Annotated in this window: 21 protein-coding genes; 17 read left to right on the top strand and 4 right to left on the bottom strand. The window is 73.2% G+C overall.

The features are described 5' to 3' along the window. The first annotated feature begins 1 nt into the window (after position 1). From Sdi02f_RS05885 to Sdi02f_RS05835, 11 genes are read left to right on the top strand one after another with little or no spacing between them, the layout of a single operon-like run. The gene (locus Sdi02f_RS05885) at positions 2–1,243 is read left to right on the top strand and encodes a glycosyltransferase (RefSeq protein ID WP_031083908.1); all 1,242 of its coding nucleotides are present in this window, start codon (positions 2–4) and stop codon (positions 1,241–1,243) included. Continuing rightward, a complete protein-coding gene (locus Sdi02f_RS05880; protein ID WP_030401227.1) occupies positions 1,240–2,490 on the top strand; it encodes a class I SAM-dependent methyltransferase in 1,251 nt (416 codons plus the stop codon). Before Sdi02f_RS05885 ends, Sdi02f_RS05880 begins: the two co-directional genes overlap by 4 nt. Next, positions 2,487–3,293, top strand: a complete 807-nt coding sequence (locus Sdi02f_RS05875; RefSeq protein ID WP_030401228.1) for a glycosyltransferase family protein — start codon at positions 2,487–2,489, stop codon at positions 3,291–3,293. The genes Sdi02f_RS05880 and Sdi02f_RS05875 overlap by 4 nt, the downstream gene beginning before the upstream one ends. Next, positions 3,290–3,937: a PIG-L deacetylase family protein gene (locus tag Sdi02f_RS05870; protein ID WP_030401229.1), complete on the top strand. Its 648-nt coding sequence runs from the start codon at positions 3,290–3,292 to the stop codon at positions 3,935–3,937. Before Sdi02f_RS05875 ends, Sdi02f_RS05870 begins: the two co-directional genes overlap by 4 nt. Before the next feature lie 3 nt (positions 3,938–3,940). Beyond that, positions 3,941–4,966 (top strand): NAD-dependent epimerase/dehydratase family protein, encoded by a 1,026-nt coding sequence (locus Sdi02f_RS05865; RefSeq protein ID WP_030401230.1) that lies wholly within the window; start codon positions 3,941–3,943, stop codon positions 4,964–4,966. Then, a complete protein-coding gene (locus Sdi02f_RS05860; protein WP_031185006.1) occupies positions 4,963–6,237 on the top strand; it encodes a DUF4910 domain-containing protein in 1,275 nt (424 codons plus the stop codon). The genes Sdi02f_RS05865 and Sdi02f_RS05860 overlap by 4 nt, the downstream gene beginning before the upstream one ends. A gap of 5 nt (positions 6,238–6,242) precedes the next feature. Next, on the top strand, positions 6,243–7,532 hold the full coding sequence (locus Sdi02f_RS05855) for an MATE family efflux transporter (protein WP_108932934.1): 1,290 nt from the start codon (positions 6,243–6,245) through the stop codon (positions 7,530–7,532). After that, entirely contained in the window at positions 7,529–8,476 is a 948-nt protein-coding gene (locus Sdi02f_RS05850) for a glycosyltransferase family 2 protein (protein ID WP_108932805.1), read from the top strand. The genes Sdi02f_RS05855 and Sdi02f_RS05850 overlap by 4 nt, the downstream gene beginning before the upstream one ends. After that, on the top strand, positions 8,473–9,702 hold the full coding sequence (locus Sdi02f_RS05845) for a polysaccharide pyruvyl transferase family protein (protein WP_108932804.1): 1,230 nt from the start codon (positions 8,473–8,475) through the stop codon (positions 9,700–9,702). Before Sdi02f_RS05850 ends, Sdi02f_RS05845 begins: the two co-directional genes overlap by 4 nt. Then, a complete protein-coding gene (gene rfbC / locus Sdi02f_RS05840; protein ID WP_031083916.1) occupies positions 9,699–10,262 on the top strand; it encodes a dTDP-4-dehydrorhamnose 3,5-epimerase in 564 nt (187 codons plus the stop codon). The genes Sdi02f_RS05845 and rfbC overlap by 4 nt, the downstream gene beginning before the upstream one ends. Further along, a complete protein-coding gene (locus Sdi02f_RS05835; RefSeq protein WP_031185009.1) occupies positions 10,259–11,584 on the top strand; it encodes a glutamate-1-semialdehyde 2,1-aminomutase in 1,326 nt (441 codons plus the stop codon). The genes rfbC and Sdi02f_RS05835 overlap by 4 nt, the downstream gene beginning before the upstream one ends. A 44-nt stretch (positions 11,585–11,628) precedes the next feature. On the opposite strand, the gene Sdi02f_RS05830 is transcribed toward Sdi02f_RS05835, so the two are convergent. Further along, positions 11,629–12,381: a phosphatase PAP2 family protein gene (locus Sdi02f_RS05830; RefSeq protein ID WP_438363734.1), complete on the bottom strand. Its 753-nt coding sequence runs from the start codon at positions 12,379–12,381 to the stop codon at positions 11,629–11,631. Between the two features lie 227 nt (positions 12,382–12,608). Here Sdi02f_RS05830 and Sdi02f_RS05825 point away from each other — a divergent pair, with 227 nt between their 5' ends. Continuing rightward, complete coding sequence (locus tag Sdi02f_RS05825) at positions 12,609–13,043, top strand: VOC family protein (protein WP_030401238.1); 435 nt, start codon at positions 12,609–12,611, stop codon at positions 13,041–13,043. 17 nt (positions 13,044–13,060) lie between these two features. On the opposite strand, the gene Sdi02f_RS05820 is transcribed toward Sdi02f_RS05825, so the two are convergent. Continuing rightward, positions 13,061–13,879 (bottom strand): SAM-dependent methyltransferase, encoded by an 819-nt coding sequence (locus tag Sdi02f_RS05820; protein ID WP_108932802.1) that lies wholly within the window; start codon positions 13,877–13,879, stop codon positions 13,061–13,063. Between the two features lie 98 nt (positions 13,880–13,977). Here Sdi02f_RS05820 and Sdi02f_RS05815 point away from each other — a divergent pair, with 98 nt between their 5' ends. Genes Sdi02f_RS05815 through Sdi02f_RS05805 form a run of 3 tightly spaced genes read left to right on the top strand, consistent with a single transcriptional unit; the run spans position 13,978 to position 16,448 of the window. Beyond that, the gene (locus Sdi02f_RS05815; protein WP_055468753.1) at positions 13,978–14,649 is read left to right on the top strand and encodes a HEAT repeat domain-containing protein; all 672 of its coding nucleotides are present in this window, start codon (positions 13,978–13,980) and stop codon (positions 14,647–14,649) included. A 3-nt stretch (positions 14,650–14,652) separates the two neighbouring features. After that, entirely contained in the window at positions 14,653–15,711 is a 1,059-nt protein-coding gene (locus Sdi02f_RS05810) for a MerR family transcriptional regulator (RefSeq protein WP_078869417.1), read from the top strand. Further along, positions 15,708–16,448, top strand: a complete 741-nt coding sequence (locus Sdi02f_RS05805) for a class I SAM-dependent DNA methyltransferase (RefSeq protein WP_108932801.1) — start codon at positions 15,708–15,710, stop codon at positions 16,446–16,448. The genes Sdi02f_RS05810 and Sdi02f_RS05805 overlap by 4 nt, the downstream gene beginning before the upstream one ends. An 86-nt stretch (positions 16,449–16,534) precedes the next feature. On the opposite strand, the gene Sdi02f_RS05800 is transcribed toward Sdi02f_RS05805, so the two are convergent. Next, positions 16,535–16,999: a hypothetical protein gene (locus Sdi02f_RS05800; protein ID WP_030401243.1), complete on the bottom strand. Its 465-nt coding sequence runs from the start codon at positions 16,997–16,999 to the stop codon at positions 16,535–16,537. A gap of 222 nt (positions 17,000–17,221) precedes the next feature. Between Sdi02f_RS05800 and Sdi02f_RS05795 the strand changes: the two genes are divergently transcribed. Together Sdi02f_RS05795 and Sdi02f_RS05790 are read left to right on the top strand one after the other, a co-directional pair. Beyond that, complete coding sequence (locus Sdi02f_RS05795; protein WP_030401244.1) at positions 17,222–17,461, top strand: hypothetical protein; 240 nt, start codon at positions 17,222–17,224, stop codon at positions 17,459–17,461. Beyond that, positions 17,461–17,844, top strand: a complete 384-nt coding sequence (locus tag Sdi02f_RS05790; protein ID WP_030401245.1) for a hypothetical protein — start codon at positions 17,461–17,463, stop codon at positions 17,842–17,844. The genes Sdi02f_RS05795 and Sdi02f_RS05790 overlap by 1 nt, the downstream gene beginning before the upstream one ends. Positions 17,845–17,857: 13 nt before the next feature. On the opposite strand, the gene sigJ is transcribed toward Sdi02f_RS05790, so the two are convergent. After that, complete coding sequence (sigJ, locus tag Sdi02f_RS05785) at positions 17,858–18,757, bottom strand: RNA polymerase sigma factor SigJ (RefSeq protein WP_108932800.1); 900 nt, start codon at positions 18,755–18,757, stop codon at positions 17,858–17,860. Between the last annotated feature and the right edge of the window lie 27 nt (positions 18,758–18,784).

Below are 18,784 nucleotides of genomic sequence, written 5' to 3'. Positions count from 1 at the left end.
CATGCACGTCGTCGTGGTGCACAACCGCTACAACTCGGCCCAGCCGAGCGGCGAGAACAACGTCGTCGACCAGGAGGTGGAGCTGCTGCGCGGCGCCGGCCACCGGGTCGGGGTGTTCGAGCGGCGCAGTGACGACATCGCCGGCCGGTCCCTGCCCGGCAAGGCCGCGGTGCCGCTCCTGGTGCCGTGGAACCCGGCGGTCCGCAGGGAGCTGGCGGCCCGGCTGCGTGCCGAGCGGCCGGACGTGGTGCACGTCCACAACGTCTTCCCGCTCCTGTCGCCCGCGGTGCTGGCCGCCTGCGCCGACGCGGGGGTGCCGGCCGTCGCCACGCTGCACAACTACACGCAGGTCTGCCCGCCCGGCACGCTGCGGCGCGAGGGCCGGCCGTGCACCGAGTGCGTCGGGGGCACGCCGCTGCCCGCCGTGCGGCACGGCTGCTACCGGAACTCGCGGCTGGCGACGGTGCCGCTCGCGGTCAGTCTGTCGGCCAACCGGCGGCGCTGGTGGTCGGGGGTGGAGCGGTTCTTCTGCATCTCGGCGGCGCAGCGCGACATCCTGGTCGCGGCGGGCATGCCGGCCGGGCGGCTGACGGTGAAGCACAACTTCGTGCCCGACCCGGACGCCCGCCGCTCGGACACCGGCGAGCACGTGCTGTACCTGGGCCGGCTGGCGGAGGCCAAGGGGGTGCGGCTGCTGATGGCGGCGTGGGACGAGATCGCCGCCGGCCAAGGCGTCGGGGTGCCGCTGGTCGTCGCCGGGGCCGGTCCGCTGGAGCGCGAGGTGACCGCGTGGGCGGCGGGCCGGGACGACGTGCGGTACGTCGGCCTGTACGACCCGGAGCAGTGCCGTCGGGCGGTGGCGCGGTCGGTGGCCGTGGTCGCGCCCTCGACGTGGCTGGAGGCGTTCGGGCTGGTGGTCGTGGAGGCCATGGCGGCGGGGGTTCCGACCGTCGCCGCGGGGCACGGTGCCTTCGTCGAGCTCGTCGAGGACGGGGTGACCGGGCTGCTGCACCGGCCGGACGACAGCGCCTCGCTCGCCGCGTGCCTGCGCCGGATCACGGCCGAGCCCGGCCGCAACCGGCAGATGGGCCTGGCGGCCCGGCGCCGTTACGAACAGGGCTTCAGCCCGGCCGTCGGGCTGGAGCGCCTGCTGGAGGGGTACCGCACCGCGATCGCGGGGCGGTCGGCAACGGCTCGCGGCGGGGACACCCCCGCGGGCAGGGGGGATGGGGGCAGAAGATGACACGATGCCGACTCTGCGGCTCGGCGGCGATGGAGAGCGTCGTCGATCTGGGAGCGACACCGCCGTGCGAGAGCTTCCTCGCCGCGGACGAACTGGACCGGCCGGAGCCGGCGTACCCGCTGCACCTGCGGGTGTGCACCGACTGCTGGCTCGCGCAGATTCCCGCGCTGATCACGCCGGAGGACACGTTCACGCAGTACGCGTACTTCTCGTCGTACTCGACCTCCTGGGTGGAGCACGCGCGGACGTTCGTCACCGGCGCCGCGGAGCGGCTGGGACTCGGTCCCGACTCCTTCGTGGTGGAGGTGGCGAGCAACGACGGGTACCTGCTCAGGCACATGGTGGACCGCGGGATCCGCTGCCTGGGCATCGAGCCGTCGGTGAACGTCGGGGCGGCGGCGCGGGAGGCGGGCGTGCCCACGCTCACGGAGTTCCTGAGCCCGGACACCGGCGCGGGGGTGCGCGCCGAGCACGGACCGGCGGACCTGGTCGTGGCCAACAACGTGTACGCGCACATCCCGGACGTCATCGGCTTCACCAAGGGGCTGCGCGCCCTGGTCGCCGACGACGGCTGGGTCTCGATCGAGGTGCAGCACCTGCTGACGCTGATCGAGGAGAACCAGTACGACACGATCTACCACGAGCACTTCCAGTACTACACGGTCGCTTCCGCGATCAGGGCGCTGGCCAGCGGCGGCCTCGCCCTCGTGGACGTCGAGCTGCTGCCCACGCACGGGGGTTCGATCCGGCTGTGGGCGCGGCCGGCCGAGGTGGCCGGTGAGCCCGGCCGTCGGGTGGCGGACGTGCTGGACCGGGAGAAGGCGGCCGGGCTGCGGGAACTGTCCGGGTACACCGAGTTCTCCGCCCGGGTGGCCAAGGTGCGCCGGGACCTGCTGCGGTTCCTGATCGAGGCGGCCGAGCGGGGCGAGACGGTGGTGGGCTACGGCGCGCCGGGCAAGGGCAACACGCTGCTCAACCACTGCGGCATCCGGCCCGACCTGCTCCCGTACACCGTCGACCGCAACCCGTACAAGCACGGCAGGTTCACCCCCGGCACCCGCATTCCGGTCCTGCCGCCCGAGCGGATCGCCGCCGACCGGCCGGACTACGTCCTGGTCCTGCCGTGGAACCTGCGGGCCGAGCTGGTCGAGCAGCTCGCCTTCGTGCACGAGTGGGGCGGCCGGCTGGTCTTCCCCGTCCCGGAACTGAGCGTCGTCGAGGGCCCGTCCCGAAAGGTCACAGCATGAAGGTCGTACTGTTCTGCGGCGGTTACGGGATGCGGATGCGCGAGGGCGCCTTCGACGACGTGCCCAAGCCGATGGCGATGGTGGGCCCGCGGCCGCTGATCTGGCACGTGATGCGCTACTACGCGCACTTCGGGCACAAGGAGTTCATCCTGTGCCTGGGCTACGGGGCGCATCACATCAAGGACTTCTTCCTCAACTACGAGGAGACGACGTCCAACGACTTCGTGCTGCGGGGCGGGCGGACCGAGCTGCTGTCCACCGACATAGCCGACTGGACGATCACGTTCGCCCAGACCGGCATCGAGTCGCCGATCGGGGAGCGGCTGCGCCGGGTGCGGCACCACCTGGACGGCGACGAGATGTTCCTCGCCAACTACGCCGACGTGCTCACCGACGCGCCGCTGCCCGAGATGATCGACTCCTTCGCGCGCCGGGACGCCGGTGCGTCGATGATGGTCGTGCCGCCGCAGTCCTCCTTCCACTGCGTGGACCTCGGTGAGGACGGCCTGGTGGGGGGCATCACGGCGGTGAGCGATCTGCCGCTGTGGGAGAACGGCGGCTACTTCGTGCTCCGCCAGGAGGTCTTCGACCACATACCGGAGAACGGGGACCTGGTCGCCGACGGCTGCACCCAACTGGCCAAGCGCGGACGGCTGGTGGCGCACCAGCACCGGGGTTTCTGGAAGCCGACCGACACGGTCAAGGAGCGGGCCGCGCTCGACGCCGCCTATGCCCGGGGCGAGCGTCCGTGGGCCGTGTGGGAGCGGGTCGGCGCGGGTGCGGCCGCCGGGGTGAGCGCGTGAGGCACCTCAGCGCCGGGCGCCCGGACCGGGTCGTCGCGGTGGGCGCGCACTGCGACGACATCGCCATCGGCGCCGGCGGCACCCTGCTGACGCTCTGCCTGGCACGGCCGGGGGTGCGCGTGGACGCGCTGGTGCTCTCCGGCGGTGGCGGCGACCGGGAGCGGGAGGAGCGGGCGGCGCTGGCCGCCTTCTGTCCGGGCGCCGACCTGCGGCTGACCGTGCTGAAGCTGCCGGACGGCCGGGTGCCGGCGCACTGGGAGGAGGCCAAGGCCGCCGTCGAGGAGCTGCGCGGGCGGACCGATCCGGACCTCGTGCTGGCCCCGCGCACCGACGACGCGCACCAGGACCACCGCGGCCTGGCGAAGCTGATGACCACCGCGTTCCGCGACCATCTCGTGCTGCGCTACGAGATCGTCAAGTGGGACGGCGACCTCGGCCGTCCGTCGGCGTACCAGCCGCTGACGCCACAGATCGCCGAACGGAAGGTGCGGCTGCTGCAGGAGCACTACCCCTCGCAGCGGCACCGTCCCTGGTACGACCGGGAGGCCTTCCTCGGGCTGGCCCGGATCCGCGGCATCGAGTGCCACGCCCGCTACGCCGAGGCGTTCGACGTCGCCAAACTCACTCTCAACCTGGGGGGTTGAACCTTGCGCGTACTGCTCACCGGACACCAGGGGTACCTGGGCACCGTGATGGCCCCGGTCCTCACGGCCGCCGGACACGAGGTGGTCGGCCTCGACGCCGGTCTGTTCGCCGACTGCGTCCTGGGCCCGGTGCCCGACGACCCGCCCGGGCGGCGGGTGGACCTGCGGGACGTCACGGCCGAGCACGTGGCCGGGGTGGACGCGGTGATCCACCTGGCCGCGCTCTCCAACGACCCGCTGGGCTCGCTGGCGCCCGAGCTCACCTACGACATCAATCACCACGCGTCCGTGCGCCTGGCCCGCCTGGCCCGGGACGCGGGCGTGCAGCGTTTCCTGTACGCGTCCACGTGCTCGGTCTACGGTGCCGCGGGCGGCGACGAGCTGGTGACCGAGGACGCGCCGCTGCGCCCGGTGACGCCGTACGCGGAGTCCAAGGTGCGGGTGGAGGACGACCTGCACGCGCTGTCCGACGGCGACTTCAGCCCGGTGTACATGCGCAACGCCACCGCCTTCGGCTACTCGCCCCGGCTGCGCGCGGACATCGTGCTGAACAACCTGGTGGGTCACGCGCTGCTGTCCGGCGAGGTGCTGGTGCTCTCCGACGGCACTCCGTGGCGTCCGCTGGTGCACGCCGCCGACATCGCGCGGGCCTTCGCCGCCGCGCTGGTCGCGCCGCGGGAGGCCGTGCACGACCGGGCGTTCAACATCGGCAGCGAGGTCAACAACGTCACGGTCGCCGAGATCGCGGAGGAGGTCGCCGCCGCGGTGTCCGGTTCGAAGGTGGTGATCACCGGGGAGACGGGTGCCGATCCGCGCTCCTACCGGGTGGACTTCTCCCGGTTCCGGGCCGCGGTCCCCGGCTTCGACTGCGCGTGGACGGTGAAGCAGGGCGCGCTGGAGCTCGCCGACGCCTACCGCGAGCACGGGCTGACCCGGGAGGACTTCGAGCGGCGCTTCACCCGCCTGGCCGTGCTGCGCGGGGCCTCGGAGGCCGGCGTCGTCGACGACACCCTGCGGTGGCGCCGATGACCGAGTCCGGGGAGGAGATGTACGCGCTGGTGGAGCGGATGTACCCGCTGTGCCGGAGCATCACGGGCGACGGTGTGCGTGCCACCCTGCGGATCGTCGACGAGTACATCCCTCTGCACGTGCACGAGGTACCGACCGGCACCCAGGTGCTGGACTGGACGGTGCCCAAGGAGTGGAACGTCCGGGACGCGTACGTCGCCGACGCGGCCGGCCGCCGGGTCGTCGACTTCGCCGCGTCCAGCCTCCATGTGCTGGGCTACAGCGTCCCGGTGTCGGCGACCATGTCGCTGGCCGAGCTGCGCGAGCACCTGCACACCCTGCCGGAGCAGCCGTCCCTGGTGCCGTACCGCACGAGCTACTACGAGGAGCGGTGGGGTTTCTGCCTGGCCCAGCGGACGCTGGACGCGATGGCGGAGGGCGACTACGAGGTCCGCATCGACTCCACGCTGGCCGACGGCCACCTCACCTACGCCGAGCACGTGGTCCCGGGGCGGGTGCCCGACGAGGTGCTCGTCTCCTGCCACGTCTGCCACCCGTCGCTGGCCAACGACAACCTGGCCGGCATCGCGGTGGCGGTGTTCCTGGCGCGGGCGCTGGCCGAGCAGAACCCGTACTACACCTACCGGTTCGTCTTCGCGCCCGGGACCATCGGGGCGATCACCTGGCTGGCCCGCAACAGGGAGCGGGTGGAACGCGTCAAGCACGGCCTCGTGCTGGCCTGCGCGGGCGACCCCGGCGACCTCACCTACAAGCAGAGCAGGCGCGGGGACGCGGAGATCGACCGGGTGCTGCGGCACGTGCTCGACGCCTCCGGACGCCCGCACCGGATCACGGAGTTCACCCCGTACGGCTACGACGAGCGGCAGTACTGCTCGCCCGGCTTCGACCTCGGCGTGGGTTCGCTCACCCGGACCCCGTACGCGGGCTACCCCGAGTACCACACCTCGGCGGACGACCTGGACTTCGTCTCCCCGGCGGCGATGGCGGACACCCTCGCCGTGTGCCGCGAGGCGTTCTCCCTGCTCGACCGCAACCGGCGGTACGTCAACCTCAGTCCGTACGGGGAACCGCAGTTGGGCAGGCGCGGGCTGTACGGCTCGCTCGGCGGCCGCAGCGACGCGAAGGAGGCCCAGATGGCCATGCTGTGGGTGCTCAGCCTCTCCGACGGCACGCACGCGCTGCTGGACGTCGCCGAGCGCTCCGGCCTGCCGTTCGACACCGTCGCCGCCGCCGCCGACGCCCTGCACGGCGCCGGGCTGATCAAGGCGTGACGCAGATGACCGTCGAGGGGGAGAAGTCCACGGCAGCGGCGGGATCCGCCCGGCGGGGCGTCGTCGGCAGGCTGTCCTGGGGGCTGGCCGACCAGGCGGCCTCCAGCCTGTCCAACTTCCTGGTGGGCATCTACGTGGCCCGCTCGCTGGGGCTGACCGCGTTCGGCGTGTTCAGCCTGGCCTGGGTGACGTACGGCGTGGTGCTCAACGTCTCCCGGGGGCTGGCCACCGACCCGCTCGTGGTCCGCTTCAGCGCCGTGCCGGAGGCCTCCTGGCGCGGTGCGGTGGCCCGCTCCTCGGGCGCCGCGCTCCTCGTCGGCACCTGTATCGGCACGGTGTCCCTGGTCGCCGGTCTGAGCATCGGCGGCCAGGTGGGCGCCGCGTTCGCCGCCCTCGGCGTCGTCCTGCCGGGGCTGCTGCTGCAGGACGCCTGGCGGTACTCGTTCTTCGCCGCCGGTGTCGGGCGCAAGGCGTTCGTCAACGACGTCGTGTGGGCGGTGGCGCTCGTCCCGGCGATGGTGGTGGCGGCCCAGGTGGGCAGCGTGACGGCCTTCCTCCTCGCCTGGGGCGGCTCCGCCGCGGTGGCCGCGCTGTACGGCTGCCTCCAGTCGGGCGTCCGCCCCAGGGTGACCGGGGCACGCGAGTGGCACCGCGACCACCGCGACCTGGGCTACCGGTACCTGGTCGAGAACGTCGGCGTCAGCGGTGCGAGCCAGATACGGGCGTACGGGCTCGGCGCGATCGTCGGGGTCGGCGCGGTGGGCGTGATCCGGGGCGCGGAGCTGCTGCTCGGCCCGTTCCTCGCGCTGCTGATGGGGCTGTCGCTGGTCACCGTGGCGGAGTCGGCGCGGGTGCTGCGGCAGGCCCCGGAGCGGCTGGGCAAGTTCTGCTTCCTGCTCGGTGCCGGGCAGACCGTCGCCGCGCTGCTGTGGGGCGCGGCGCTGCTGCTGGTGCCGGACCGGCTCGGCGAGCTCGTCCTCGGCGACGTCTGGAGCGCCTCCTCGCAGCTGATCGTGCCGGTCACGCTCAGCGTCGCGGGCGCCGGGCTGGGCACCGGCGCGGCGGCCGGACTGCGGGCGCTCGCCGCGGCCCGGCGCAGTCTGCGCTGCCAGTTGTTCGCCTCCGCCTGCTACGTCGCCGGCGGGCTCGGCGGCGCGGTCGCGGGCGGCACCGTGGGCTCGGCCTGGGGTGCCGCCGCCGCGTCCGTCTGCGGCTCGGTCGCGTGGTGGCTGCACCTGCGGGCCGCCCTGCGCGAGCGCGACCACCATCCCCTTCCCGAAGTGAGGACCACATGACCCCCCACCCCCGGCTGAGCGTCGGCCTTCCCGTCTACAACGGCGAGGAGTACCTGGCCGAGTCGCTGGACGCTCTCCTCGGGCAGACCTACGAGGACTTCGAACTGGTGATCTCCGACAACGCGTCGACCGACGGCACCGAGGACGTCTGCCGCCGGTACGCAGCACAGGACTCCCGCATCCGGTACATCCGGCTGCCCCGGAACGTCGGCGCCGCCCCCAACCACAACTACGTGTTCACCCAGTGCCGCGGGGAGCTGTTCAAATGGGCCTCGCACGACGACCTCTACGCCCGGGACCTGCTGCGCCGTTGCGTAGAAGCCCTGGACGAGCGGCCGGACGTGGTGCTGGCGCACAGCGGCCAGGCGGTCATCGACGGCGACGGCAAGGTGAAGGTCCCCTACGAGTACGGCCTCGCCACCGACTCGCCGCGCGCTCCCGAGCGCTTCCGCAGCCTGCTGTTCGAGCCCGGGGGCGACGACTTCTACGGGGTGATGCGGGCCGACGTGCTGCGCCGGGTCAAGCCGCACGACAGCTACCACCACGCGGACCGCACCTTCGTCGCCGAGATCACCCTGCACGGGCGCTTCCACCAGGTTCCGGAGCTGCTGTACTTCCGCCGCGACCACCCCACCCGTGCGGAGCGGGCCAACCCCTCCAAGCGCTCCCGGTGCGTCAACCTGGATCCGCGCCGGGCGGGTCCGCTGCACCCGACGCCGCGCCTGCTCGCCGAGTACGTCTGGGGCTTCGTCTCCGCGATCGGGCGGGCCCCGCTGTCCTCGGCCGACCGGCGCGCGTGCCACCGGCATCTGGCCGCGTGGATGACCAGCCGGGTCCGGCCGGGCGCCGGCGAGCGGGTCGAGGACCGTACCCCCGTCGGCCCCGGCCGGCTCACCGTCTCCGTCGACGCCCTCGTCGCCGGCCGCGAGAAGAGGCAGGCATGACTTCCGACGAAACTCCGCTGCGCGTGGGCCTGTTCGGCCTGTTCGGCGCCGGCAACAGTGGTAACGACGGGTCGCTGGAGGCCGTGCTCGACCACCTTCGTGCCACGCGCCCCGGGGCGGCGGTGGACGCGATGTGCGGCGGTCCCGAGACCGTCGCCACCCGGTACGGGATACCGGCGACGCGGCTGAACTGGTACCGCGGGGAGTACCGGACCGCCTCCCGTGCGAGCGCGGTCGCGGGCAAGGGGCTCGGCAAGCTCGTCGACGTCGTCCGCACCGCCGCCTGGGTGCGCCGGCACGACGCGGTGATCGTGCCGGGCACGGGTGTCCTGGAGACCACGCTGCCCCTGCGGCCGTGGGGCTTTCCGTACTCACTGTTCCTGCTCTGCCTGACGGGCCGGCTGTTCGGCACCCGGGTCGCCCTGGTCAGCGTGGGGGCGGGCCGCATCGGCAACCGGCCGACCCGGTTCCTGACCCGCTGGTCGACGCGGCTGGCCGCCTACTGCTCCTACCGGGACGTCCAGTCGCGCGAGGCGATGCGGGCGATGGGGGTGGACACCGGGCGCAACGAGGTCTACGCGGACCTCGTGTTCGCCCTGCCGTCGCCGTCGGCGAACGAGTCCGCGGGCCTGCCGGGGCCGGTCTGCGTCGGTGTCATGGACTTCCACGGGAGCAACGACGAACGCGACCGGGCCGAGGAGATCCACCGGCGCTACCTCGACGGGACCACGCGGTTCGTGCGCGCGCTGGTCGCGGAGGGCCGGCCGGTGCGGCTGCTCACCGGCGACGAACTCGACCGGCCGGTGGCGGCCGCGATCGTCGACGCGGTGGGCTCGCCGCTGGTCACCGTCGCCGAGGCCGCCTCGCTGGCCGACCTGATGAAGGAGACGGCGTGTGCCGACAGTGTGGTGGCGACCCGCTACCACAACATCGTCTGCGCCCTGAAGACCGGCACACCGACGCTCGCCCTCAGCTACTCGGCGAAGAGCGACGCGGTCATGGCCGAGATGGGGCTGGGCGCGTACTGCCACCCGGTCCGCGAGGCCGACGCGGACCGGCTGCTCGCACAGTTCCGCGAGCTGGAGCGGGACTCGGCCCGGCTGCGGCGGACGCTGGCCGAGCGCAATCTGGCCGTCGCCCGGCGCGTCGAGCAGCAGTTCACCGACCTGGCCGCGGCGCTGTTCCCGGCGGCCGGCCGTACCGATGCCCCGCGGGAGACACCATGAAGGCGAAAGAAGTTCCCCAGATCGCCGGCGCCCACCTGTTCGAGCCGACGCCGCACGCCGACGCACGCGGCTTCTTCTGCCGCACCTTCGACGCCGACGTGGTCCGCTCGGTGGGTCTCGACCCGGCCGCCTTCGTCCAGGACAGCGTCTCCCGCTCGGTCCGGGGCGTGCTGCGCGGCCTGCACCTGCGCTCCGGGGCGGGCGAGGCCAAGCTGGTGCGGTGCTCGTACGGCAGGATCTTCGACGTCGTCGTGGACCTGCGCCCCGACTCGCCCACCTACCTGGGCCGGGCCTTCTTCGAACTGTCCGGCGAGACGCAGGCGACCCTCTACGTCCCCGCGGGGTGTGCGCACGGCTTCCAGTCGCTGACGGACGTCTCGGACGTGTCGTACCGGATCGACCGCCCGCACGATCCCGCCGAGGACGTGACGATCGCCTTCGACGACCCGGACCTCGCCATCGACTGGCCGCTGCCGGTCACCTCGGTGTCGGAGCGGGACCGGCGGGCGCCGAGCCTGGCGGAGGTCCTCAAGCAGAGGGAGGAGGGAAGCCCGAAGTGAACGCGCAGGAGCCGGGTCTGCCCCGGTCGCGGCAGGCGAACGAGCGGCTGCACGCCCTGGTCCCGGGGGGTGCGCACACCTACGCCAAGGGCGACGACCAGTACCCGCAGGACCTGGCCCCGGTGATCAGCCACGGCAGCGGCGCCCACGTGTGGGACGTCGACGGCAACCGGTACATCGAGTACGGCTCGGGCCTGCGGTCGGTCAGTCTCGGCCACGCCCATCCCCGGGTGACCGAGGCCGTGCGGCGCCAGCTCGACCGGGGCAGCAACTTCGTCCGGCCCTCGGTCGTGGAGGTGGAGGCGGCGGAGCGGTTCCTGGCGACGGTGCCGACCGCCGAGATGGTGAAGTTCGCGAAGAACGGCTCCGACGCCACCACCGCCGCGGTCCGCCTGGCCCGTGCCGCCACCGGACGGCCCCGGGTGGCCGTCTGCGCCGACCATCCGTTCTTCTCCGTCGACGACTGGTTCATCGGCACCACGCCGATGTCCGCGGGTGTCCCGGCGGAGACCGACCGGCTCACCGTGGCGTTCCCGTACGGCGACCTGGCCGCCACGGAGGAGGTGCTCACCCGGTACCGGGACGAGGTGGCCTGCCTGGTCCTCGAACCGGCCACCCACACGGAGCCGCCGCCCGGTTACCTCGCCGGTCTGCGCGCCCTGGCCGACCGGTACGGCTGCGTCCTCGTCTTCGACGAGATGATCACCGGTTTCCGCTGGTCGGAGGCGGGAGCGCAGAGCCTGTACGGCGTGGTCCCGGACCTGTCCACGTTCGGCAAGGCGCTGGGCAACGGGTTCGCCGTCTCGGCGCTGGCCGGGCGCCGCGAGCTGATGGAACGGGGCGGGCTGCGTCACTCGGACGAGCGGGTGTTCCTGCTGTCCACGACGCACGGTGCGGAGACGCACGCGCTGGCGGCCGCGATGGCGGTGCAGGCCACCTATGCCGAGGAGGGCGTCACCGCGCGGCTGCACGCCCTCGGGGAGCGGCTGGCGGCAGGTGTCCGCGAGGCGGCGGCCGGAATGGGCGTGGGCGACCACGTCGTGGTCCGGGGCCGGGCCAGCAATCTGGTCTTCGCCACCCTCGACGAGCACCGGCGGCCGTCGCAGGAGTACCGCACCCTGTTCTTGCGCCGGCTCCTCGCCGGCGGGGTGCTGGCCCCGTCGTTCGTGGTGAGCAGCGCGCTCACCGAGGCCGACATCGACCGGACGGTCGACGTGGTGGCGCAGGCCTGCGCGGTGTACCGGAAGGCGCTGGACGCCGCCGACCCGGCGCCGTGGATGGGCGGACGGGCGGTGAAGCCCGTCTTCCGGCGCCTGGCGTGACGTGAGGGGGACGGCGGAGGGGGACGACGTGACCGGACGCGGTGTCAGCGCAGCCGCTGCCCGCCGGCGTCGACGCTCCGCTCGTCCTCGGGGCCGGCCGGTCCGGCGGCCCTGCGGAGGGCCAGCCGGTCACCGGTCCGGTCGACCAGCCACGCGCTCACCGGCAGCACCGCGAGCGCGGTGCAGCAGCCGCCGAGGGTGTCGGTCGCGTAGTGGGAGCCCAGCGCGACCTGCGCCCAGCCCATGACCGCGCCGGCCACCAGCCCCGCGGCGCACACGAGGGACGTGCCCGCCGCCCTGCCGAGACCGAGCCGGTCGGCCGCGAGCAGCGACACCATGAGGGCGAGGGCCGTGAGGAAGGCGGTGTGTCCGCTCGGAAAGGACAGGTTGTCGCCGTGGATGGTGCGTCCCACCACGGGTTTGAGCAGGGCCGTCGTCCCCACGGTCAGACCGGAGCCGGTCACGAGGAACACCGCGGCGCGCGGGTGCCGCAGCAGCAGGCAGCCGGTCACCAGGGCCGTGACCAGCAGCACGGCTCCCACGGGCTCGCCGAGGAAGTCCGTGGCCACGGCGACGTGCCGCCACGGCGCGCCCACCCCGTCCACCGCGGCGAAGATCCGCGCGTCCGTCGGGCCGGGTTCGCGGTCGCCCGCGTACGTGGCCCCGAGGACGAGGACCACCAGCGCGGCGACGGACGCGACGATCCCGAGCAGGCCGCGCAGCGACGGCGGCAGCACCGGCTCGCGCGGGCCCGTCGCACGTCCGCCACCCCCGGGGGACCTGTCGTACTCTCCCACGTTCTCGTCCACTCCCCCGGGTCGCCCGGCGCACGGGCGGTCCCACCGATCACCCGGGCCTGGGCCACCGTAGTCGCTGCCGCTCGGCTGACAGAAGCCGATTCGAGCCATGGGACCAAGGGTGCCGTGAATTGTTCGGCGGTGTCCCGAAATCCGCCCGCCGCAAGGGGGTTCGGGCCCGGACAAAGGGGCACCGGTCGACGCGGCATCCCTGCTAAGGTGCGCGGATGTCGTCGATCAGACAGGTCCAGATCACCTTCGACTGTGCGCAGCCCGAGCGCGTCGGCCGCTTCTGGTGCGAGGTACTCGGATACGTCGCGCCGTCCGCGCCCGAGGGGTTCGCCACGTGGGACGAGTTCAACCGCTCCCTGCCTCCCGGGGAACGGGACGCCTGGTTCGCGTGCAGTGACCCCTCAGGGGTGGGCCCGCGCCTGTACTTCCAGCGCGTGCCCGAGGGGAAGACCGTCAAGAACCGGGTCCACCTCGATGTGCGGGCCGGCACCGGGCTGGTGGGTGAGGAGCGCCTCGCCGCGCTCGAGGCCGAGTGCGCGCGGCTGGTCGCGCTCGGTGCGGTGCAGCAGCGGGTCCTGCTCGCCGACGAGGAGAACGAGTCGTGCATCGTGATGCAGGACGTCGAGGGCAACGAGTTCTGCCTCGACTGAGCCTCGCCTCCGCCGGATCACGGCTTGCGGGCCATTCCGGCGGCGATGAGACGCTCCCACACGGTCAGCTCCCGCACCCCGCCGTCGTTCCACGCGGTGCCGGCCGCCCCGGCACGCCACCGGGGCGCCGGCACTATCCCGGGCTCCAGGATCTCCAGGCCGTCGAGCAGGGCCTCGATCTCCTCGTCGGTCCGCCACCGGCCGCGGCCGAACGTCGCCTGGAGGACCTTCTCGGCCTCCGTGGTCTCCGGGTTGTTCCCGGAACGAAAGTGGCTGACGAAGAAGCAGCTTCCGGAGGGCACGTGGTCGCGCCAGTAGCGGACGATCCCGGCGGGGTCCTCGTCGTCGTTGACGTGGTGGAGGACGGCGCTGAACATGACGGCGACGGGGCGGTCGAAGTCGATCAGTTCACGGGTGTCCGGGTGGTTCCTGATCCCCTCGGGGTCGCGCACGTCCAGGGGCACGACCCGGGTCCGGTCGTTCTCCTCCAGCAACGCCCGCCCGTGGACCAGTACTTGGGGGTCGGTGTCGACGTACACCACCCGGGCGTCCGGCGCCTGCCGCTGCGCGACCTGGTGCACGTTGTCGGCGGTGGGCAGGCCGCTGCCGAGGTCGATGAACTGCCGCACCTCGGTGGTGGCCACGATCTCCCCCACGGCCCGGACCAGCGCGGCGCGGTTGGCGAAGGCGATCGCCACCGAACCGGGAAGGTCGCGTTTGAACACGTCACCGATCTCCCGGTCCACGGCGTAGTTGTCCTTGCCGCCGAGCAGGTAGTCGTAGACGCGGGCGATGCTGGGCCTGGTGCTGTCGATCGCGGAACTCTCTCCCGTCATGGCACCCATCTTCTCCCCCGACGAGCCGCCCCGGCCACCACTTCTTTGACCTTGACACGGTGACAGGGTCTTCACTCGGCTGCGAGGAGGTGGTCCCGATGACCATGGAGGGACACACGACGGACCCGGTGCGGGCGGCTCGCGGTCTGGAGGACGGGAACGCGTCCGTGCGGCTGCGGGCGGCCCTGGCCGTCGGCACGGCACCGGACCCGCGCTTCGTGGACACGCTCGTCGAGCGGTCCGCCGTCGAACCGGAGTTCTTCGTCCGCGACATGCTGACCTGGGCGCTCACCCGGCACCCGGTGTCCTTGACGCTCCCCCGGCTGGTCCGCGAGGTCCGCTCGCAACGGCCGCAGGCGCGGAGCCAGGCGCTGCACACGCTGTCCAAGATCGGGGACCGGGCGGCGTGGCCGGCGATCACGCCGGCGGTGCTGTCCGACGCGGACGACGAGGTGGCGCGCAGCGCCTGGCGGACCGCGGTCGTGCTCGTCCCCGAGGGCGAGGAGGCCGCCCTGGCCGCGGCGCTGGCGACCCAGCTGGGCCGCGGCGGGAGACAGACGCAGTTGAGTCTCAGCCGGGCCCTGGTCGCCCTGGGCGGGGCGAGCGAGGCGGTGCTGGAGGAGGCGGCGGGCGCGTCGGACCCGCTGGTCGGTGCCCACGCCCTCGCCACGCAGCGCCTGCTGCGCGACCCCGAGGCCGGGTTCGAGTCGGCGATCGAGGAGGCGAAGCGCGTCGTGGCGCTCGGCGGACCGGGCAGCGGGGGACGATAGAGCGTGTTGATCGGTGAGGTGGCGCGACGGTCCGGGGTCAGTGCCCGCATGCTCAGGCACTACGAGTCGCTCGGCCTGGTACGGCCCTCGGGCCGTACGGGCTCGGGCTATCGGGAGTACTCCCGGGACGACGTCCGGCGGATCTTCCACATCGAGAGCCTGCGCTCGCTGGGGCTGTCGCTGCGCGAGATCGGGCGCGCGCTCGACGAACCGGGCTTCGCGCCCTCGGCGCTCGTCGACGACCTGGTCCGGCGGACCCGCGAACGCATCGCGGCCGAGACCGAGTTGCTCACCCGGCTCGGCCGGATCGACGCGGCCGGTCCGGCCGACTGGGAGGACGTCCTCCAGGTGGTCGCCCTCCTCCAGGCGCTGGGCTCGAAGAGCCCGGACGCGCGCCAGCGGGCGGCCCTCTCCTCGGTGCACGAGGCGGCGGTGCCGGTGGCGGCCCTGGTCGAGGCCGTGCTGAGCGAGACGGATCCCCACGTCGCCGGGGCCCTCCGCTGGGCGCTGGCGCGCTCGGGCGACGACGGCACGGCCCTGCTGGCGGAGGGGCTCGGCTCGCCGGTGGCCGCGGTGCGCCGGCGCGCCGCGCAGGCCCTGGCCGAGCTGCCCGGCGACGAGGCCGCGGCGCGGCTGCGGCACGCCCTCGAAGGCCCCGACACCGTGGTGCGCGGGTATGCCGCGCTGGCGCTGGGGGCGCGCGGCGTGGCCGAGGCGGTGCCGACGCTCGTCGACATGGTCGTGGAGGGGAGGAACGACACGGACGCGGCCGACGCCCTGAGCGTGCTGGCGGGCGACACCGCGGCGGCCGACCGGATCGCGGCGCTGCTCGTCGGCCGTCTCGGCGACGCCCCACCGGCCGCCCGCGGCCGGCTGACCCAGGCGCTGGCGGGCATTCCCGGCCCCGGGGCGTCCGCCGCCCTGGCAGAGCTGGCCGAGGACACGGACCGTGCCGTGGCACTGACCGCGACCTACCTGCTCGGACTGCGCGGGGACCGGGCGCGGCCCGCCGAAAAGACGTCGACAGCCGCGCCGCGCGCCCGGAAGAATGCCCGTCCGTGACCAGCAGCGAAGTGTGGACCCGAGAGACCGCCGACCGCTACGACGCCGAGGAGGCCGGGCACTCCTCGGCCGCCGCCCTCGCACCGGCCCTCGATTTCCTGACCGGGCTCGCCGGAGACGGCCGGGCACTGGAGTTCGCCATCGGGACCGGACGCGTGGGCGTCCCGCTGCGGAAGCGGGGCGTGCCGGTGGCGGGCATCGAACTGTCCGCGCACATGGCGGCGGTGCTGCGCCGCAAGGTGGACGAGGAGACGCTGCCGGTCTCCCTCGGGGACATGGCCACGACGGTCGTCCCCGGCGAGTTCACCCTGGTGTACCTCGTCTACAACACCATCACCAACCTGCTCACACAGGACGAGCAGGTCGAGTGCTTCCGCAACGCGGCACGGCACTTGAGCCCCGGCGGCCGGTTCGTCATCGAGCTGGGCGTGCCACCGCTGCGGTTCCTGCCGCCCGGGCAGGTCGCGGTGCCGTTCGACGTCTCCGAGCCGCATGTGGGCCTCGACACCTTCGACCTGGTCGAGCAGATGCTCGTCTCCCACCACTTCACCCGCGACGGGGAGGACGGCCGCTACCGCCGCGACTACTCCCGGCACCGGTACGCCTGGCCGGCCGAGCTGGACCTGATGGCCCGCATCGCCGGTCTCGCACTGGAGCGCCGCGTCGGGGACTGGGACGGGTCGCCGTTCACCCAGGACTCCGCCAAGCACGTCTCGGTGTGGCGCAAGCCGTCCTGAGGCGCGTCGCGGCGCCCCTCCCGGCCCGCGCACGGACCGGGGACCCCGCCGCACGGTGGCGTCCCCGGTCCGCCGGCGGTGCCGGCTCAGTTCCGGCCGGCGAACCAGTCCCGCCCTGTCGCCTTGGCCGCCAGGGCGCCGCAGTTGGAGCCGTAGTTCCAGGCCTGCTGGTTGCCGATGACGCCGCCCCACTCCACGCAGGCGCCGCGTGCGAACGCGTACACCGGTCCGGCGTACGAGCGGTAGTTCCCCGCGTCGGTCTGGTCCTCGCTGCTGTCGACGTTGCGCACGTAGGCCACCATGTACGTCGCCGTGCCCGTCGTGTTGCGGATGGTCACGGTGCAGTTCTTGCCCGTGGTCGAGTTGTAGGTGAGGTACACCGTGCCGGTACTGCCGATCGGCATGGAGTTCACCACCTTGTAGCCGGAGCCGCAGACTCCGTTGTACGCCGCGGTCGCCCCGGTGGTCGCCGCGCCGGCGGTGGGAGCCGTCACCAACAGCCCCGCCCCGATGGCTCCGACGGCGGTCAACGTCGCCCCTACGGCCTGGATGGAACGCTTCATGGCACCTCGATCCGTGAATCGCCCGGCTTCGCCATGGTGTTGCTGAAGCCACCCGTTGAGACCTTTGCACCCCTTGGGGGGTTGTACGCCTTTGACAGTTGTTTACGGCCGTTCGCGAAGAAGATCGGCGGCGTGGGGGCCGGAGCGCCCCGGCGGGGCCGTCGCCACGGGCGAGTCGCACTTCAGGTACCGAGTAGGTACCATGCCCGTATGCCATCACTGAACGTGACCTTCACCGAGGAAGAAATGGAAGGCGTGCGCGCGGCCGCGGCGGCCGAGGGCAAGAGCCTCAAGCAGTACATGCACGACCTCGGCGTCCGCGAGATGCAGCGCAAGCGGTTCGTCGCCGGCGCCGCCTCGTGGGCGGACCGGCTGCGCGCCGAGTTCGACGAGGCCTTCCCGGACGAGATCCCGCCGTCCCAGCGCGGCGAGGGAGCCAGCGCCGCCTGATGAGCGAACCCCTGTACATCGACGTCCCGTGGCTCCTGGACGTCCAGGACGCCGCCCTCGACACCGAGGACGTGTCGGTCACGGACTACTCGGCCCTGGTCGCGGCCGTGGCACGGCACAAGACCCGCATGCCGACGCTGGCCGCCTCCAACCCCGACAGCGCCTGGCGGGCGGCGGCCCTGCTGCACACCATCGTGCGCCTCGAACCGCTCCCCCACCGCAACAGCCTCTTCGCGGCCTTCGTCACCGGTCAGTACATGGACCAGTCCGGTGAGGGAATCGACCCTCCCTACGGGGCCCTGTCCGAACTGATCAAGAAGGTCCGCGAGACGCGGCTGAGCATCTACGACGTCGCCGAAGCGCTCCGTTCCTGGCGCATCTGACCGGCGCGGCGGGTCACCGCCGGCCCCACGGCCGCAGCTTCTCGGGATTGCGGACCGCCCAGATCCGGGTGACGCGGTCCCCGGCCACCTCGAACGCGGCCACGGTCGCCACGGCACCGTCCCTCCGGGCCACCAGGCCCGGTGCGCCGTTGACCGACCGCTCCAGCAGTTCGAGTCCCGGGGCCCTCTCGGCCATGGCCGCCATGTACCGGGCGATGCGCGCGGCGCCCTCGACGGGGCGCAGTGCGGCACCGGCCACGCCCCCTCCGTCGGCGGTCATGACGGCGGCCGGGTCGAGGAGGTCGACCAGGGCCGCGATGTCCTGGGTCTGCCACGCCTCCTTGACCTGCCGCACCACATCGGCCCGCACGGCCTGCGCCGTCGCCGGAGCCCGCGCGGCACGCACCCGGCGCCGGGCCGACGCCGCGAGCTGCTTGCAGGCCGCGGGAGTCCGCCCGAGGATGCCGGCGATCTCGGCGAACGGGTAGCGGAAGACGTCGTGCAGCACGAACGCCACCCGCTCGGCGGGGGTCATCGACTCCAGGACGACGAGGAAGGCCATGGACACGGATTCGTCCAGGACCATCTGGTCGGCGGGATCGGCCCCGGGGCCGTTCTCCCGCCCGGCGTGGTCGGGGAGCGGCTCGGGCAGCCAGGCTCCGACGTAGCGTTCGCGCCGGGCCCGCGCGGAGCCGAGCACGTCCAGGCAGATGCGGCCGGTCACGGTCGTCAGCCAGGCTCCGGGGGACGCGATCCCGTCCTGCCGCTCGGGGGGCAGCGCGTACCAGCGCGCGTACGCCTCCTGCACGGCGTCCTCGGCCTCGGCCAGCGAGCCGAGCAACCGGTAGGCGACGTTGATCAGTTGGCGTCTTTCACCGACCGCCGCGTCGGTATCCGCCCCCGCCGTGCCCATGCCCGACCGCCTCCTCGCCTTACCTTT

The organism is Streptomyces ardesiacus (assembly GCF_003112575.1).
GTDB lineage: Bacteria > Actinomycetota > Actinomycetes > Streptomycetales > Streptomycetaceae > Streptomyces > Streptomyces ardesiacus.
The sequence above is the reverse complement of the archived record's forward strand: the minus strand, read 5'-3'. Positions and strand labels throughout refer to the sequence as shown.

What these genes read in the sequence shown, in the direction of transcription:
- Sdi02f_RS05885 (WP_031083908.1), top strand. Translation starts at nt 2, where the DNA reads ATGCACGTCGTCGTGGTGCACAACCGCTACAACTCGGCCCAGCCGAGC.
- Sdi02f_RS05875 (WP_030401228.1), top strand. Translation starts at nt 2,487, where the DNA reads ATGAAGGTCGTACTGTTCTGCGGCGGTTACGGGATGCGGATGCGCGAG.
- Sdi02f_RS05845 (WP_108932804.1), top strand. Translation starts at nt 8,473, where the DNA reads ATGACTTCCGACGAAACTCCGCTGCGCGTGGGCCTGTTCGGCCTGTTC.
- Sdi02f_RS05855 (WP_108932934.1), top strand. Translation starts at nt 6,243, where the DNA reads ATGACCGTCGAGGGGGAGAAGTCCACGGCAGCGGCGGGATCCGCCCGG.
- Sdi02f_RS05860 (WP_031185006.1), top strand. Translation starts at nt 4,963, where the DNA reads ATGACCGAGTCCGGGGAGGAGATGTACGCGCTGGTGGAGCGGATGTAC.
- Sdi02f_RS05825 (WP_030401238.1), top strand. Translation starts at nt 12,609, where the DNA reads ATGTCGTCGATCAGACAGGTCCAGATCACCTTCGACTGTGCGCAGCCC.
- Sdi02f_RS05850 (WP_108932805.1), top strand. Translation starts at nt 7,529, where the DNA reads ATGACCCCCCACCCCCGGCTGAGCGTCGGCCTTCCCGTCTACAACGGC.
- Sdi02f_RS05880 (WP_030401227.1), top strand. Translation starts at nt 1,240, where the DNA reads ATGACACGATGCCGACTCTGCGGCTCGGCGGCGATGGAGAGCGTCGTC.
- rfbC (WP_031083916.1), top strand. Translation starts at nt 9,699, where the DNA reads ATGAAGGCGAAAGAAGTTCCCCAGATCGCCGGCGCCCACCTGTTCGAG.
- Sdi02f_RS05820 (WP_108932802.1), bottom strand. Translation starts at nt 13,879, where the DNA reads ATGACGGGAGAGAGTTCCGCGATCGACAGCACCAGGCCCAGCATCGCC.
- Sdi02f_RS05795 (WP_030401244.1), top strand. Translation starts at nt 17,222, where the DNA reads ATGCCATCACTGAACGTGACCTTCACCGAGGAAGAAATGGAAGGCGTG.
- Sdi02f_RS05815 (WP_055468753.1), top strand. Translation starts at nt 13,978, where the DNA reads ATGACCATGGAGGGACACACGACGGACCCGGTGCGGGCGGCTCGCGGT.
- sigJ (WP_108932800.1), bottom strand. Translation starts at nt 18,757, where the DNA reads ATGGGCACGGCGGGGGCGGATACCGACGCGGCGGTCGGTGAAAGACGC.
- Sdi02f_RS05790 (WP_030401245.1), top strand. Translation starts at nt 17,461, where the DNA reads ATGAGCGAACCCCTGTACATCGACGTCCCGTGGCTCCTGGACGTCCAG.